The 16,412-nt window shown below is 54.9% G+C and carries 10 protein-coding genes and 1 pseudogene; 6 read left to right on the forward strand and 5 right to left on the reverse strand.

Features of this window, described 5'->3' with window-relative positions; all coding sequences use genetic code 11:
* Positions 1-6: 6 nt before the first annotated feature.
* Both ACR0IP_RS14380 and ACR0IP_RS14385 read right to left on the reverse strand, forming a co-directional pair.
* The gene (locus ACR0IP_RS14380) at positions 7-1,704 is read right to left on the reverse strand and encodes a di-heme-cytochrome C peroxidase (RefSeq protein ID WP_480526297.1); all 1,698 of its coding nucleotides are present in this window, start codon (positions 1,702-1,704) and stop codon (positions 7-9) included.
* Positions 1,705-1,936: 232 nt separating this feature from the next.
* Positions 1,937-3,796, reverse strand: coding sequence for an amidohydrolase family protein (locus ACR0IP_RS14385; RefSeq protein WP_480526298.1), 1,860 nt, complete (start codon positions 3,794-3,796; stop codon positions 1,937-1,939).
* A gap of 634 nt (positions 3,797-4,430) precedes the next feature.
* Here ACR0IP_RS14385 and ACR0IP_RS14390 point away from each other — a divergent pair.
* Positions 4,431-4,642, forward strand: a pseudogene (locus tag ACR0IP_RS14390) (ATP-binding protein); the annotation flags it as partial.
* 373 nt (positions 4,643-5,015) lie between these two features.
* Here the strand turns inward: ACR0IP_RS14390 and ACR0IP_RS14395 are convergent.
* On the reverse strand, positions 5,016-6,377 hold the full coding sequence (locus tag ACR0IP_RS14395) for a hypothetical protein (RefSeq protein ID WP_170380711.1): 1,362 nt from the start codon (positions 6,375-6,377) through the stop codon (positions 5,016-5,018).
* Between the two features lie 70 nt (positions 6,378-6,447).
* On the reverse strand, positions 6,448-7,047 hold the full coding sequence (locus ACR0IP_RS14400; RefSeq protein ID WP_170380713.1) for a polysaccharide biosynthesis/export family protein: 600 nt from the start codon (positions 7,045-7,047) through the stop codon (positions 6,448-6,450).
* Between the two features lie 1,392 nt (positions 7,048-8,439).
* Between ACR0IP_RS14400 and ACR0IP_RS14405 the strand changes: the two genes are divergently transcribed.
* The 5 genes from ACR0IP_RS14405 to ACR0IP_RS14425 are packed head-to-tail and all read left to right on the forward strand — an operon-like array spanning position 8,440 to position 15,204.
* A complete protein-coding gene (locus ACR0IP_RS14405; RefSeq protein ID WP_480526301.1) occupies positions 8,440-9,444 on the forward strand; it encodes an NAD-dependent epimerase/dehydratase family protein in 1,005 nt (334 codons plus the stop codon).
* A complete protein-coding gene (locus tag ACR0IP_RS14410) occupies positions 9,441-10,682 on the forward strand; it encodes a glycosyltransferase family 4 protein (RefSeq protein ID WP_170692520.1) in 1,242 nt (413 codons plus the stop codon). The genes ACR0IP_RS14405 and ACR0IP_RS14410 overlap by 4 nt, the downstream gene beginning before the upstream one ends.
* Positions 10,672-11,655, forward strand: a complete 984-nt coding sequence (locus tag ACR0IP_RS14415) for a glycosyltransferase (protein ID WP_170380719.1) — start codon at positions 10,672-10,674, stop codon at positions 11,653-11,655. The genes ACR0IP_RS14410 and ACR0IP_RS14415 overlap by 11 nt, the downstream gene beginning before the upstream one ends.
* 21 nt (positions 11,656-11,676) lie before the next feature.
* On the forward strand, positions 11,677-13,785 hold the full coding sequence (locus tag ACR0IP_RS14420) for an NAD-dependent epimerase/dehydratase family protein (RefSeq protein ID WP_480526303.1): 2,109 nt from the start codon (positions 11,677-11,679) through the stop codon (positions 13,783-13,785).
* A gap of 18 nt (positions 13,786-13,803) precedes the next feature.
* Entirely contained in the window at positions 13,804-15,204 is a 1,401-nt protein-coding gene (locus ACR0IP_RS14425; protein WP_425084699.1) for an oligosaccharide flippase family protein, read from the forward strand.
* Between the two features lie 7 nt (positions 15,205-15,211).
* Here ACR0IP_RS14425 and ACR0IP_RS14430 read toward each other — a convergent pair whose 3' ends face one another.
* The gene (locus ACR0IP_RS14430; protein WP_480526305.1) at positions 15,212-16,402 is read right to left on the reverse strand and encodes a glycosyltransferase family 4 protein; all 1,191 of its coding nucleotides are present in this window, start codon (positions 16,400-16,402) and stop codon (positions 15,212-15,214) included.
* Positions 16,403-16,412: the final 10 nt, after the last annotated feature.

The following is a 16,412-nucleotide window of genomic DNA, read 5'->3' on the forward strand; positions in this document are numbered from 1 at the left end:
GTACAGCTACAGCGACTTCAAGTATTCCAGCAGTGCGCGGCGATCATCATCAGTCAGATCGGTACCGTATTCATGGCCGCAATTGCTGTTGCCGCTGCCAAGATCGTTGCAATCGGTGGTTTGAAGCTCATAGTCGAAACGATCCTGCTCGACCGACAGACCCACTGCCTCAATATCGTAATTGGGGCCAATCTTGAACGACGCCCGCCGTTGGTCAGCCGGTTTCAGAAGCTCATCCAGCGTGGCGACAGAGCCATTGTGCAGGTAAGGTGCGGCGGCCCATATACCTTCGAGAACACGGGCCTCATAGGCGCAGCCTCCGGTAGTCAGAGCGTTAGGGTTGTCCAGACGGAACGCGCCCTTTAGCTCATCCACGACGCCTGATGGCAACTCAGGTTCCGCCGTCAGTGCCACCGTCGACTGATCTCCGACGCTAAGGATATCTTGAATGATCGCGCCGATTACCGAAGCGCTCAGCAGATCGAAAGCGCTTGCGCGTGCGCCAAGGTCCACGCCGAGTACCGGAATTCGTGCCCCGTTCATTACACCAGTATCCACGGTACGCGCCAGAATGCGACACTCGGCCGTATCGGTACCCACATCTTGAACCGGCGTCGCCCATGTCCACAGCCGGTCGCCGCGTTTTATCCCGTGACATTCCTTGCACCCTCCGTTTTCGGGGTCGCGGTCGAAAACCTCTTTGCCTTGTTCTGCAAGACCACGGTTCAACTCCCAAGGCCATTTGGGCGGGCCAATTTTCCAGATAAGATCTTCAAGCCGGCGCAGGCCGTCGAAATTGGCAGAATTAACCTTCACGTAGTTCCGATTAAGTCGAAATGCTCCAGATTGAACTTCGGGGTGAAAAATTCCAAACACGCCGTAAACTTCACCAAGATTACGCGCCAACCCCAGCAGGTCGGTTCCATTCTCGGCAAAACCAGGCCATTGAGTCCGATCCTGCCGCGCCGCGTTCCACAGAAACGGATAGCGAGTGGGCGCATCCGCAACAGCTATATTATCGGCGATGATATAATCTGGCGGCTCGCCCATATCCAAACCGGCAACGCGGTTGAAAATCATCGACACCGCGTCCAGCCGCGATGGACCCCAGGCCGGGTCCGGTAGCGACCGGCTTATGATCGTGTCAAACCTCAGGTGCCACAGCTCGGCAGCGACACGCAGTTCGGCCTTGGCAGTGTCTGTCGCGCCTGCGCCAAGAACTGCATCTGCAAAGGCGGTGAACGAGCTGTCATTTGCAAGCGCGGCGGCCATCGCTGCATTGAGGTCGGCAAGAAAGCTCTGGAAGTCGACGATCCCCGGCCCGCCATCGACACGGTAGGGGGTCCCGTTGACCTCGATTTGACGCGTGTGGCAGGCTGAGCATGTCATGCCAAGATGATCTGGCGATCCGGCGACTGTAAAGCCCACGGGAATGCGCGTATCGATTCCGTTGGGATTGGTAAGATAACCATAGCGCGCCAAGCTGTCGTACAAGAAGGGCTCTCCGCTCGGTATAGCAAGCGCGTCGATCCAGGCCAGTGGAATTAGGCGCGATCCTTGATCCTGAGTATAGAATGTCTCACGGCTTTCCGGTGTCCAGTCAGCTCCCTGGTCCAGAAGAACTGTTTGCGCATTGACAGGTAGCGACAAAGCGAGAAAGGGCAGCGCGGTGCAGAGAAATTGTTTGAACAGACCGAGTTTCATTTCAATTACTCCAATTTAATTCTGTTAAAAGGCGAAAATGTCTTAGCTCGGGAAACGTCAACCTGACCTGAGACCGCACGCGGGCCACACTTTAGCGTTCGGCGCTATGCGTGCGGTCCGGATCAAGGCAGGAAGTGCAGACACCGAAAAATTGCCCTATCCTAGCACAGTCTTCTGCTGATCTGGAAAATTCCTGAAAAAGGTGCCTTATCCGTCAACACCCACCGAATGGTCAGCGCTGCCCGAATGCGTCGCGGGCCAGTGCCGCCAGGTTCGAAGATGGTCGTATCAGCGAGATGACCGTCGCGTATTGTGGGGCATTCTTGAAGAATTGCGTCAGCCGATCATACTGTTTGCCCCGGCGGTCCAGTCCCAGATACCTCAATGCGTTAGACCCCAGAATTGCGACCTGTTCATCTTCACTCAGAATGGTTTTGCTCAATGCAATTCGCACATCGTCGTAATAGCTTGCATGTTGGTCCTCGCGGCCCAGCATCGTCCAGTCAGAGCCATACATCAGCCGGTGCTTCAGCTTACCTTCCTGCCGCAGAAGTGCATCCAGTAATCTTGTGACCGCCGTGGATCTGTCCCGGTTACTACCAGTCACGTCGGTCCAATAGCCCAGATCAACATAGAGATTTTCATGTTTCGCGATAAGCGCGGCAGCTTGCCTTTCGTAAGCCTCTGTTTCGGTCGGGCAACCGTCGTCACCCTCAAACCGTTCCTCGTCAAACCCGCCGAAATGGGCAATGTTAATGCGAAGACTGCGCCAAGCCCGGGTCTCCAATACCGGGCGCCAGTTTGCGGCCGAGGCATTCTGCCCGGCGCAAGCATCCGCCCCCAACGAGTTGTTGCCATGCGTCTTGATCGGAACATCTTCGGCGGCGCACCAATCGTAAAGGGCCCGCAATTCGGTATCGATCTCAGCGCCCTTGATACCAAGGTCCGTCATAGCTCGAGGCCTTATTGCGCCGGGCTTGTCAAATTCGTCGTTGCCCAGCGGAAGAAACCCCATGGGAGGATAAAGCTTGATGCCCGCAAAACCCTGCCTCTCGACGGCGTTCTGCATGGTCCCCAACCAGTTCGGGTTGCCGTTTCTCTTGTAATAAGCGGCCCGCAGTGGGCAAAAAGGAGCAAACGGAAGCAAAAGGGCACCGCGTTCCAGTTTGGACATTTTCGACAAAAGCGTGATCTGGTCAGTAATGTCACGCCCAGTAAGATCGGCATCGCGGTCTTGCCCCGATCGCAGCCAATATGTGAAATCAACAAGCGATGGAGAGAACACTTTTATCCCGTTTGACCCAGTGGGATCGTTGGGATCAGCATTGACGCTTTGATGTGCGTAGAGGCGGATTAATTCGCCCAGTATATCCACGCGGCTGCGCGTCAGTAGCCCTGCCCAAAGCAGTGTCTGCGCCAAACTTTGATCCGGATTGGTGCGTTTTGAAAGCGTTTTGAATGTGGGTGCTTCGCGGATGGTCTCGTCGCGATAGATCGCATCGGCCATCTGGCGTGCTTGTTCTCCTTCGCGCCCAGCCTCGCGAATGTTGCCAGCCAGTCCAACCGGGTTCACGGCGACATTCGTTTCCGCCGCCAACAGTGAAAACAACTCTTCATCACCGGTTTCGTCTGGCATTGTACCCGTGGTAGTAAACGCACCCAGTCGCCTGCGCCCGGCCGCGTCCACTTTGTCCTCGAGTATGCGTAAGCCGGTTTCAACGGCGCTTCGGTCTTCTATCAACAGATCGCCGCCATCGCGCATCACTAGGCGCTCCAGCCCTTCGATGTCCTCAAGCTCCTGCGACGCAGTTGGTGTACGCTGCGCGGCCAACACGATGTCGACAATCAAACCAACCAGCGATCGCACCACTGAGGGTCCCCCCGGGACTGGGGTTTCAGGGTCACGGAGCAACACCTGTTCCAGAAATCCGGGGATAGGTACGTCGGTGGCATTGAAAATGTGATTGTGGATATCCACCGGAACTGCGGGTAAGCCCTCGGCGCTGACATCACGATCGGGTCCGCGCCAGCCGCATCCGGACAACGCGACCGTTGCCAGACTGCCTGCAAGCACGTTGCGTCGTGTCGTCACAATTGCGCCTCCTTAGACCTGTGGCGAAAATATTTAAGTCAAATCAATGAACAAAGCCTAGCCAAGATACTAACATATCAACCACTATCCTCTGAGAGATTCTGACGCAAAAATTTAGTCGGGTCAGGACCGCATTGAACGAATAGCGTTAGGGCTGCATTTGCTCCTTTCTCCGGTTCGTTGTGCGGCACGTTTATAGGTGGCATGACCGAGATGAGCCATGCGGTTGAGAATTTTGACAGCGATCTCGGTTTCGGTTGTCTTTGTCTCCAAATTGCAGCTGCGCAGCTCTGATCCGTTAACTTGTTTTTAGCGCCCGGTCTGGGCCTCGCCGCGTGGCCGTTGGCCATAGCCGGCGGCCTTCTTCCAGTTCTACGACCTTTCTCGGCGATCATGTCGATATGGGCGTTGCGTGCGGCGTACCATCCAGACATCGCGCCCTCGGCAAACGAGACCGCACATCGCCACGAAGGCGGAGCGCCTCGTTGTATTCCGCCCGGTTCGTCGCGCGGGACTTTGCATCCGCCAACCTATCCTGCCGCGACGCGTTAAATTTGAAAGGCAGCCCAGTATCCCGCAGCCAATTCGAAGTATTAGTCACGTATAGGCAACGACTTATGCAGCACGCTAGACCGAATTGCTGTTCGAGGTCATTAGCCAACGCTATGAACGTGGTTCGATAGTCATCACATCAATCCTGCCATTCGACGAATGGACGGAGGCTTTGGGCACTGAAGGCCAAACGGGGGCCATCCTCCATAGGCTCACTCACCATGCCATACTATTGAGATGAACGACGAAGGTTTCCGCCTGCGCGAAAGCCGCAAATCCAAAACAACGAACTGATCAGAACTGGCCTGCGGCGAGTGCAACCTGGTACCCGGGAGCTTTGTGAGGGTCACGGCCAAGGCGCGGCACGGCTCAACCCCAATAACCCCATTTTGAACTGGCACGTGGCCCCTTTTTCGGCTCCGGGATTGACAACTATCTCTTCGTTAAACGCCGCATCCGCATATTGGCGGGTTCAAATCGCGCAGATCTGCCGTACTTATTGTGTATGGCGTGGAGGTCGCCAAATTGGCCTGAAAGCGGCAAATTCCAAACTGTTGCGATGTCTCGCTATGGGTCTAGCGGTAGTGTGCGCCACGCCCGTTGCAAATTCTGCGCCTAGGACTAGCGCCAGCTTGTTAAACGAAACTCAGAAAGGAATTTGCCGCTCTTAAGGGCGCCATGCAAAGTTGCGTCCGATCGAGAAAAAGGCAAGAGGGCTTTCGGCTCGCCCAAGCCCGTCTTCGTCACGAACTCGATAGTTTAGGCCGGTATTGATAACCCATTGGGACTCCAGCTCATAACTGTACACAGCATTCAAGTCCGTTCGCTGGGTGCGCGGGTCAACCGCCGTGTCGTCGCCTAGGATATGCGTCGCTCCGAGCCCGAGGCGTGAAGACGGCCCAAGTCCGAAGATGTAGCCGACGTCCAAGATGTATTCGTCACGAAAAACGTCATCGGTTGTGTTGACGACGTTGCGATCAAAGAACACGCGCACCTCATCCTCACCAAATTCCTGCACATACGTGAGGCTACCAATTGGTTCGGTTTTTCCATCGCCGGTAACGGCGACGCCCAAATTGGCGCTAAAGCTTCCATTTGCCACGTCGAGACTGCGTCCGACACGCACGCGGTTCAGTCGTCCAGCGGTGCCGAGTTCGGATTCAGCCGTGAAAAAGATGTTGCCATTGGGCAAATCTCTCTCTGCATCGATGCTGCCAATAATGCCGCTTACCAGAATGTCGTCCGAGATTTCGAGCCTTTCGTCGATATCCGTGTAGCCCAGTGTAACGTCAAATCGATTTGCTTCGTTGATTTCCTGCGACAGTCCCAAAACTACCTCCCAAGTCCGTCGATCGGTTTCATCGGGATCGTCTTGGTCAAACTGCTCTACGAAAAAGTCTAGGCTAGCAGTGGTGCGGGGGGAAATGAGAAAACCCATTCCAGCTGTGGCACTTACGGTGGATTCATCGAAAAGATCGGGATTAGTCTGATCAATGTAATCGATATTCAGCGTATCAAATCGAAAAAAATAGTTCACCAAATCCTGACGTCCAAAGTCCATTTGGAAGGAAAGCGCGTATTCTCTCCGTGTCCCATCACCTGTTAGGTCGTCGAAATCCGGAGGGAGGTCAATGACACCGTCCTCATCGACAAAATCTCGTAAAGATCTCAGAAACCCGATATCATAGCTTGAGAAATTCAAACCAAGATCTAAGCCAGCATTGGCGCTTTCGCGACCATAGTCGAGATCAAATATTGAATCCCCGATGTCGAATTCGCTGCCCTGGTCCGGAAGGTCGGACCAACGTAGAGCGGTGACCGCATCTAAACTGAAACTTTGAACCGGAGTTTCGCTGGATATGCCAAAGGACAAAAGGGTCGATAGGATTGTACCCTGTCCTTCTTCGGGTACATCCAGGCCAAGGTTTCGACCGGATTCGACCCGTTGGCCGATGCCAAACTCGTACTGCGTGCCGCCCGGGTCCAATTCAACAGATTGTGCAATAGCTCTATTGCTTGAAAGTGCCACGACACATGTAGCACCGACTAGCAGGGCATGTTGGACATGATTGCAGTTCAAGAGTCAGATACTTTCCGGTTTATTCGAACAGACGACGTTGCGGGATCACGATGACATCGCCATCCACCAGTCTTGTTGCCCCGCCGGTACCTGTTCCGTCCAGCATCGCATCATAGTTGAACTGATACACCCTTTCCTGTCCCGAATTGTCCGTCCGACGTAGCATAACCCTCTTGGTCGCAGCAAAGCGAGAGAAGCCGCCCATTTCACCAAAAAATTGCAAAAGGGTCGTACCTCGAACAGGTGAATGACGGCCGGGTGAGCCTGCTTCGCCAATGACATAAACGTTGATAGTCTCGTCAGGCAGTGGTGGAACCGGAACGTTAAGCGTGGCTAGTGAAACAAAGACATTTGGGGGTGAAGCGAAGTTTGGTGCCAGCCGGTCCGCCAATTCAGAGCGCACTTGTTCGGCCGTCCGGCCACCGGCCCGCAAGTTACCAGCCAGTGGCAGGTTAATCTGTCCATCTGGAGCTACAAGGATGTCACGGTTCAGAGTCTCGTCTTCCAACACTTCAATTCGCAAAGTGTCCCCCGGTTGAAACCGGTATTCCTGTGCAATTGCTGGTATGGCCAGAAGGCTAATCAAGACCGAAGCAAGCAACGTGTAGATTGATTTCATATCCAAACTCTTTCATCCCTGCTGAAGGATACTGAATGTCGTAGCTGTAGAAACGAGTACCCTCTTTTGGCGGCACATTGCTGAAATTTCTTTACGACCACCATGATTTCTTACCGACTGTGTCGAAGTTACCCCGTTTTTTCAGGGCGCCTCCACGTTCCGTCAGGGGCGCTGGTTTTAACGTACCCGGCGGAGGGAAAGTTACGTACCACAATTTAATTTTTATCTCATCCTGCGGCATGACTCTATGCGTATTCTGACGTTTAGGGAGACTAAAAGTGCGATGATCGTCTGATCAATACTGGCTGGTTTGATGACAGGAGGCGCATTGAGTGTTGTTGCGATAATTTCCCGCGCTTCATTAGGAGCTGCCGTTGCCATCTACGTGGCAGTGGGTAGCTTCTGCGGATTGTGCATATGACGAATGTTTCCACTGACACGCTATCCAAACAAATTGATTCCCGACATATCGTTTTGGCAGAGACCTGAACCACGCTCGCATCTGAAAAGAGGCTTGTCAGCTCATCTGTGCCGCTGAGAACGGTGACTACCAAGCTGGCCAGAGTGTGGGCAGAAACCGGTTCATCAGCATACTTCGCAAGGTTTGATCTATCCGCGACGCAGGTACCGTCGTCGTTTCCTTGATGCTGGGTTTGCTAAACCCACCCAGTGATCCCGTAACTCCTCTCAAATGTTCTGATTCAGAGAAAATCCTATTGGGGAGAGCCGAGTTTGACGTCGTTCGGGTTTTGCTCAGTAAGGTGAAGCATCTAATTGCAAGCCTCGGAATCCGTATTTGGATCAGCGAGATTTCTGGACACACGTTGATGTGCGCCCTTGGGCGGACAGTCCTGTTCTGCGTCATCGCGCAACTCAGAATAAACGCGGATTGCGGCAAAGTTCTCAAACAACTGTAGCGCGGATTGATGGTAGCGATCAGGCCAATTTTCGAAGTCTCACGCCGTTAGACATTCAGCGTAGCATAGGGCAATCAACGCGGCATCCTGATAAGGCGTCTTAGCATCGCCTCTTCCACTACCGACACCTAGGTGAAACAACTCCACATCAAGTACCGCTGCGGCAGCATGGGATTAGTCTGGATCAACGTTTCAACTCGGTCCGCGCTCAATGTCTCTATGCAAAAGAGTCGCTTGCGACTGCAAGAGCACAACTTTTTGGCATTGAAGCGCAATTTTCAGAGGCGAGGGAAAAATCTGGTCGCGGCCATTCGAATAAATGTAGATTCACTCTATAAAACCCTCGAAATAGACAAATTCCCCGTTTAGGCAGAGGGTTGAGTTGTTTTGATTTTGTCAGGTTGATTGGTGACGTGGATATTGGAATTGAATTGAGGCAAAGACGCCACAAGGGCATACGTCTGGTGATAGCGTCATGAAAAGTCTTAAGATTTGTATAACCGGTGCAGGGGGTTTCATCGGTCGTCAAACCGTCGAGTCGGCCCGCGCAGCGGGTTATGAAGTGATCGCCGTAGTCCGCAATACAGCAACTGCTCCTCAATTCTGGGATAGTGATCATGGCATTGAGGTCGTCGAGGTGAATCTTGCCGGACCAGACGCGGCTGACGTTTTGGCGAAACAGTTGTCGGGTTGTGTCGCGATTATTCACGCGGCGGCGAAAATGAGTGGGCCGGCTGATCGCCAGGTCGTGGAAACCAAGGCCATTACCGGATCGGTACTCTCTGCGATGGCGGCATGCACGCCTGCGCCGCGTTTGGTATTGGTCAGTTCGCTATCAGTCTATGATGGTAAACAGTTGCCTCCGGGGGCTGTGCTGAACGAAGAAAGCCCGCTTGAATCCGCGCCACAGTCGCGTGATGCCTATTGCTGGCTGAAATTGCAACAGGAACAGCAGGTACGTACAGCTGCTAAGGCCGCAGGATTTGACTTGTGGGTCTTACGCCCCGGGGCGGTGTTTGGACCGGGGCATCTTTGGAACGGGCATCTTGGGTATCCGGTCGGGCCTGTGCTGCTGGAAATGGAATGCCGCGGGGAGGTTCCGGTTAGCTACGTCAGTCATACTGCGCAAGTTTTGGTGCAAGCCGCGGCAACCCCTGCCGACGGTGTCGAGGTGATTAATGTGATCGATGATGACCGACCTGACCGAGCCGGATATATTGCTGCGCTGCGCAAAGGAGGATGGCCGCGCTTCGTGGTTCCGGTCAGTTGGCGTCTGTTGGACGCCTTTGGCAGAGTGTTGGAGAAGGTACCCGTCGTTGGTACAAAATTGCCCGGGCTATTGCGCTCGGCCACATTGCATGCGCGCATGAAACCGCTGCGGTTTGAGACGACCCGCCTGCATGAGCATTTTGATATCGCAAAACAAAAACCGTTTGCTGAGCTGATGACACAATCGCTGCCCGAAGGGTCGAAGCAATGAGCACGCCTCAACCCATCGCCTATTTGACTGGAGAGTATCCGCGTGCCACCGACACGTTCATTCAGCGAGAGATTTTTGCGTTGCGGGATCAAGGGATCGAGGTTGAAACCTGCTCGATCCGCAAAACGGGCGTCGAGCATCATGTAGGCCTTGAACAACAAGCAGAGTTCGAGAAAACGTTTTATGTCATTGCTGCTGCGAAATCACCGCTGCGCCTGATCGGGTGCCATCTAAAGGCGCTTGTGAAGGCCCCGGGACGGTATTTTGCTTCACTAGGGCTGGCCCTTAGGACGCGTCCCGCCGGTTTGAAAGGTCTTTTGTATCAGCTCTTCTATTTTGCCGAAGCCGCTGTGCTGGCGGACCATTTGGCTCGCCGGAACGTACGTCACCTTCACAACCACATCGCTACGGCTACTTGTACGGTGGCCATGCTGACCAGCCGCATCAGTGGCATACCGTTCAGCTTCACAATCCATGGGCCGGACGTTTTTTTCGAGCCAAAACACTGGCGGATCGACGCAAAAATCCGAGAGTCTAAGTTTGTTGCCTGTATTAGCGATTTCTGCCGCAGTCAGTGCATGGTTTTTTCAGATCCGCAGCATTGGGATAAGTTGAAAATCGTTCACTGTGGCATAACCCCTGAGAAATACTTAAGCCAAGGCACGTCTGAACGCTCGCGCCCGCATCTTCTCTTTATTGGCCGGCTGGCGGGCGTAAAAGGCGTTCCGGTTCTTCTGGAAGCGCTGTCGCGTTTGGCGCCGGACGTCCCGGACCTGCGCGTCACGTTGATTGGTGATGGGCCAGAACGCGGCGATCTTGAGGCGCGGACACATGCGCTCGGGCTCAGTTCGGTTGTGAAGTTTGCGGGATACCTTTCGCAAAGCAAGGTGGCCGATATGCTGTCTGAAGCCGATGTGCTGGTTCTGCCTAGTTTCGCCGAAGGTGTTCCGGTGACGCTGATGGAGGCGATGGCCAGCGGTCTGCCTGTGCTTGCCACGCGCGTTGGTGGCATTTCTGAACTGGTCGAGGATGGGGTCAGCGGCTACCTTGTTCCGCCTGGTAATGTCGATGCTCTTACTGCACGGCTGCGAGACCTTTTGAGCGATTCTGATTTGCGTACTCGAATGGGACAGGAAGGCCGGGTCAAGGTAACCGCAGAGTTCAATCAGAAGACCGAAGCCAGCCGTTTGGCTAAGCTTATCAACATGACAGATCAGGAGCTTCCAGATGAACGGTGAAAAACCTTCAATTGGTCTGGTACTGATTGGTCGGAATGAGGGCGAACGGCTAGTTCGCTGTCTAGCGTCGGTGCCTGAAGGTGTAGCCGCCGTTGTCTATGTGGACTCGAATTCTTCGGATGACAGCGTGTACCAGGCGACCAAAGCAGGCGCACAAGTGGTCGAGCTTGACCTGTCCCGCCCATTCACCGCGGCACGGGCCCGCAACGCGGGCTATGCGGCGTTGAAGGCGCTGGGCAAGCCGCTGGATTTTGTTCAGTTCATCGACGGAGACTGCGCAATTGTAACCGGGTGGGTCCAGGCGGCGTCCGATGCGTTGGTTGTCAACCCCGACTTGGGGATCGTCACCGGTTGGCGGGCGGAAATCCATCCTGACGCGAGCGTCTATAATGCGCTGTGTGATTTCGAATGGCACCGCCCTGCGGGTTCGATTCTGACCTGCGGCGGCGACATGATGGTGCGGGTTCAGGCCTTTGACGGCGTGGGTGGATTTGATGATACAGTTATTGCGGCCGAGGATGATGAATTCTGTTTGCGCATTCGTAAGGCTGGCTGGAAAATCGAGCGCCTGCCGCTGAATATGACCCGCCACGACGCTGAGATGACCCGGTTTTCGCAATGGTGGAAGCGTGCGGTGCGCACCGGGCATGGGTTCGCACAGGTCGGCGATCTGCATCGCGAGTATTTCACGCGCGAACGCAAGCGCGTCTGGTTCTTTGGTGCGTTCCTTCCAATCGTCGCCTTGCTCGGGCTTGCCCTCTCCGTCTGGATCACGCTGGCGGTGTTGGTCGTCTATATCCTTTCGTACCTTCGAACCTCTAAGGGGCTCATGCGCGACGGGTTAACGCGCCAGTCTGCCCTGCGTCAGTCCGTTCTGCTTACCTTGTCCAAACTGCCCAACGTTATTGGAATGCTGACCTATCTGTGGCGCCGAAAACGGGCGGCGCCTATGAAAATAATCGAGTATAAATAGTTATTTATGTTGAAAAAGAATATGTCTCTGAACCAAATTCGTGTCGGCCTGATCGGGGCCGGATATATCGCAACCTGGCACGCAAATGCATTGCGGGCCTGCAAAGGTATTGCCCTCACAGCGATCTGTGATGTCTCACCTAGCGCGGCATCAGATTTCGCAGGCACCTATGGTTTGCAGTCGTTCACTTCGATTGAGGAGATGGCCGCCGCCGATGTTTGTGACGCGGTCCATATCCTGACCCCGCCGCATATCCACGCTGATTTGGCGCAGCGCTGCCTTGAGCTGGGGTTTCACGTTATGGTTGAAAAACCCTTTGCGTTGTCACAAGCCGATTGCCAGGTGGTTGCGTCGGCAGCCGAGGAGGCCGGGCGTGTGGCCGCCGTCTGTCATAACTTCCTGGGCGTGCCTTCGTATGAGAGGTTAAAACAAACCTGTCGATCGGGCGCGCTGGGCCGCATCAACAGTGCCGAGTTCAACTGGCGTTTTCCCTTAGCCCCTTTGCGATCCGGCCCTTATGGCCTTTGGATGCTGCAAGAAACACGAAATTTGTTGTTCGAACTAGGCCCGCACCTCTATGCTTTTGCGGTTGATCTATTTGGTGAGCTTCAGGATCTTCGGTTGCAGGCCGGAAAGCCAGTGGCTTTGCAAGGCGGTCAGGTGCGGCCGCAAAGCCTGCAAATCCAAGCGCGGGCCGGGCATGTCGATCTAAAGATCAATCTGGAATTGGTCGAGACTATGGACGACCGGTCGGTTGTGGTGCATGGGTCTTCGGCGATGGCGCGGCTTGACTATGCTAGCGACACATTGACCATCCGGCGCGAGAACACATCGGACATTGTCATCAATCCATTTCGTCAGCAAATGGGTCTAGCAGGACAGCATCTGCGCGAGGGTGTGGTCAATGGTGCCAGGCAACTGAGTTCGCTGAACCGAAAATCCCCATACGCGCTGAGCTTTATAGGAGCGTTCGATCGGTTCTACGAAGCGATCCGGTCCAATACACCGGTGGACGCCCGGTTTTCGGCCGAGGCCGCCGGTGCCGTCATCGGGGCAATCGAGCAAACTGCGGCATTGATCCCTGATGAATATACCGCTCTCCCAGACCCGGTTGTTCCGTCCGTTCCTTTGAAACCCACTGTCATGGTAATAGGCGGCACCGGTTTCATCGGACGGCATCTGACACGTGCCTTGGTAAAAACCGGCTGTCAGGTGCGGGTGCTTAGCCGGGGTCGCCACGGACCTTTTGAAGACATTGCGGATCAGGTTGAAACCGTTGCGGTTTCGTTGCGCAACAAAGATGGCTTGATCGCCGCGATGGATGGGATCGAAGTTGTCTACAACCTTGCCAAGTCGCTGGATAGCACATGGAAGGGCTGTCTGGAAAACGATGTCGGTGTGGCCGTTCGTGTGGCCGAAGCGGCGCAGGAGGCCGGTGTCAAAAGGCTGATTTATACCGGGACCATTGCGTCCTATGACATGTCCGATCCGGCAAAAACAATCACCGAACAGACCAGCTTTGGTGACGATATGAGCGACCGCAACCTCTATGCCCGGTCAAAAGCTGAGTGCGAAAAGCGGCTTTTGGAGATGCACAGAACGCAAGGGTTGCCGCTGGTGATCGCGCGCCCCGGAATTGTGATTGGCGAAGGCGGGCCGCTGCAACATTGGGGTATTGGGCGCTGGCACGGGGCCGGTGCGGTGCGGATCTGGGGTGATGGGCACAACATCCTACCTTTTGTGCTGATCGACGACATCTCCGACGCGTTGATCGCGATGATCGACAAGGACGAGGCCGTGGGTCAGTCGTTCAACCTTATCGGCGAGCCAATGATGAGCGCGCGAGACTATTTTGACGCGATTCATCAGGCCTTGGGCGCGCGAATCGAGGTTAAGAAAGGGGCTTTCTGGACCTTTTATCTGTCCGGCAGCGTCAAATACCTTCTCAAACGATATGTGGTGGGTCTGCGCGATCTGAAAAATCAGTCTTACAGCGACTGGAAATCGCGGGGACATCTGTCACCTTTCAGCAATGAGCACACCAAAGAGGTGTTGGGCTGGGCTCCCGAGTCGGACCGCGATGCCTTTGTCCGCAAAGGCATCACTGATGCCAACCTATTCGGGTTCTAGCGTGCTGCGGGTTTAGGAATGAAGTTCATTAGCCAGCGCATATCCGGGCTGTTGCCCGACCGCGAAAGTCTGAGGCACAAGATTCTGGCCTCAGCAGCGCTGTCAACGATGGTGTTCGCTATGCAGGTGCTGGCGCGGATCATTTCGACCGTTATTCTGACGCGGATATTGACGCCTGAGATTTTTGGGGTCTTCGCGGTAGTGATGACCTTTATCTTTGTGCTTGAGATGTTTTCCGATCTTGGGGTTAGGTCGCTTATCCTGACTCGCGAAGGCGAGTTGGATGATGGGTTCCTGCGTTCATGCTGGACTGCACAAATTTTGCGTGGGGTTCTAATACTTCTGGTGTGCGTCCTTCTGGGTTTTTGTGTCGCGTGGGGCCAAGATGCACAGCTGTTTGATATCCAATCCAGCTATGGCGACCCGATACTGCCATACGCGATAGCCGCGATTGGCGGGTTTTCGATCATCAACGGATTCGCTTCGCCCGCAAAGTTTGTCTATGAGCGCGAGATGAAATTCCGCGAGGTCAGCATTGCCATGCTGATTACTGTGGTTTGCACAACCGTACTGACCATTGCCTTTGCCTTTTGGCTAAAAAACATTTGGGCCTTGGTCCTTGGCAACTTCGCGAATGCCCTGATCACGGTTTCGCTCAGCTACATAATGTTCAAAGGCCCGGCGATGCGGATGCGCTGGAACAGGAAAGACTTTCGCGTGATCATTGACCGCGGCAAGTGGATTATCGGCCATTCCGCCCTGACGGCAGTGATGACTATGGCGGATCGTTTTGTTCTTGGCTTTGCCATGTCCGCCAGTTCTTTCGGATTTTACTACATCGCGCGTCAGATCGTGGATATGGTTCAGACCTTTTTGAATTCCATCCACGCGCAGATGGGGCTGCAGGTTTTTACCGCCTTGCAGAAGGACAATGCGGCTGAGGAGTTGCGTCGTCGGTATTACCGCTATCGCATTCTTTTTGACGGTCTGGCGATGTTCGGTGCCGGTGCGTTAATGACGTTTTCGCCGACACTTGTGCGTATTCTCTACGATGACCGATACGCCGATGTGGCCGGTATGATTCAGATCCTCGCCATTGGTTTAATTTTGATCGGACCGGGCCTGTTGCGCGAGGCATATAGCGCGCAGCGCCGGTTCCGGGAAATGACGATGCTGAGCCTTGTCAGCGCCGCGACCGTTTGGATCGGTCTGTCGGTTGCGATTTGGGGCTTTAACTCGATCACCGCAGCGCTGTTCGTGGTTGCCTTGCACCGCATCCCCGAGATCATCCTGTTACTCATCAAGGGGGGACGCGAAAACTGGGTGTCACTCCTGCACGAGGTCAGGTTGATCCCATTGGTTCCAGCGGGCGCGTTGGTGGGTTGGGGTATGGCCTGGGCTGTGCAGGCTTTGACCTGAACGCGGGTTACACGTCGTTCAAAACCTGTTGGACAAGGGCCTCGACGTTTTTCGCGATTGTTTCAGGCTGGAACCGGTCCACAACTTCGGTTCGGCCCTTGGCGCCTAGCCGAACGGCTAGATCCGGATTTGCGATCAGGCGAAGACAGGCTTTTGCCATAGCCTCGGGATCACCGGAAGGCACCAACAGACCAGATATCTCGTCTTCAACGATCTCGGGAACGCCGCCCACTGCCGTCGCCACCGTTGGCGCACCGCAGGACAATGCCTCGAGTGCAGCATAGGGGAAGTTCTCATACCGAGACGCAATGAGCGTGATGCCGTGTTGCATCCGCAGGGTGTCGATCGCGTCCCGGTCCAACTGCCCTCGATAGTCGATACGGTTTCGAATGGCCTCGGGATAGGCCAACAAGGCCTGATCCATGTGCTGCAGCACCTGCCCGGGCAGGGGGACACCGGGGTCTGATCCAACGAAGGTCAGCCGAACGTTTGGGTCCTGTTCGGCGATCTGTTGAAATGCCTCTAGCACTGTATCCCCGCCCTTGATCGAGTCATAGCGGCCGATGAACAGGATATTGCGGATCGTCTCGCGGATCGCCTTTTCTGGGATTGGGGCGGCCATTGGCATTGGGTTGGGGACAATTGCGGTGGGACAGGCAGGCTCACCATAGCGCGCGATCATCTGGTCCAGCACGGCTTTGGAGGGCGAGGTAATTCCTCTGCAGGTTCGAAACGTCTCAGCCTCACGTTTGACCCGGGTTCGTATGACGTATCCGTCCGGTTTTTCCGGCAGAAAGTCGGTGTATAGCTCAATAGGCCCATGCAGAGTAACGATCACAGGGATCGGCACATGTTTTTGCACCATGCCAGCGATGCCGTTGGTTTCTTCCATGATCAGGGCTTCGATTCCGCGTGTCTTGATGGCCTGATTCACGGCCTGCGCGATCTGTTCGGCCCGAATGGGGATCGAGGCGGTATTGCGGCCAAATCGGCCAATCAGTTTCTCGGACCATGTCCACGCGCGCGGCTCAGGAAGATTGATCACATCCGGGTCATCAGGGGCCGCACCCGTGTGGGGAATTACCGTGATCTGATGGCCGTGATGTTTCAGGCCATCAGCAATATGCGCAACGGCGGTGGCGATGCCATTTGCAGCAACGCTGGCAGGCCAAGAGGGCGTGACTAGTCCAATGCGCATTCTAATCCCT

The sequence above is a fragment of the Ruegeria sp. AL11 genome (assembly GCF_056540865.1).

Coding starts and splice junctions, on each gene's coding strand:
- ACR0IP_RS14380 (WP_480526297.1), bottom strand. CDS start 1,704: ATGAAACTCGGTCTGTTCAAACAATTTCTCTGCACCGCGCTGCCCTTT.
- ACR0IP_RS14400 (WP_170380713.1), bottom strand. CDS start 7,047: ATGAAATCAATCTACACGTTGCTTGCTTCGGTCTTGATTAGCCTTCTG.
- ACR0IP_RS14405 (WP_480526301.1), top strand. CDS start 8,440: ATGAAAAGTCTTAAGATTTGTATAACCGGTGCAGGGGGTTTCATCGGT.
- ACR0IP_RS14410 (WP_170692520.1), top strand. CDS start 9,441: ATGAGCACGCCTCAACCCATCGCCTATTTGACTGGAGAGTATCCGCGT.
- ACR0IP_RS14415 (WP_170380719.1), top strand. CDS start 10,672: ATGAACGGTGAAAAACCTTCAATTGGTCTGGTACTGATTGGTCGGAAT.
- ACR0IP_RS14420 (WP_480526303.1), top strand. CDS start 11,677: ATGTCTCTGAACCAAATTCGTGTCGGCCTGATCGGGGCCGGATATATC.
- ACR0IP_RS14425 (WP_425084699.1), top strand. CDS start 13,804: ATGAAGTTCATTAGCCAGCGCATATCCGGGCTGTTGCCCGACCGCGAA.
- ACR0IP_RS14430 (WP_480526305.1), bottom strand. CDS start 16,402: ATGCGCATTGGACTAGTCACGCCCTCTTGGCCTGCCAGCGTTGCTGCA.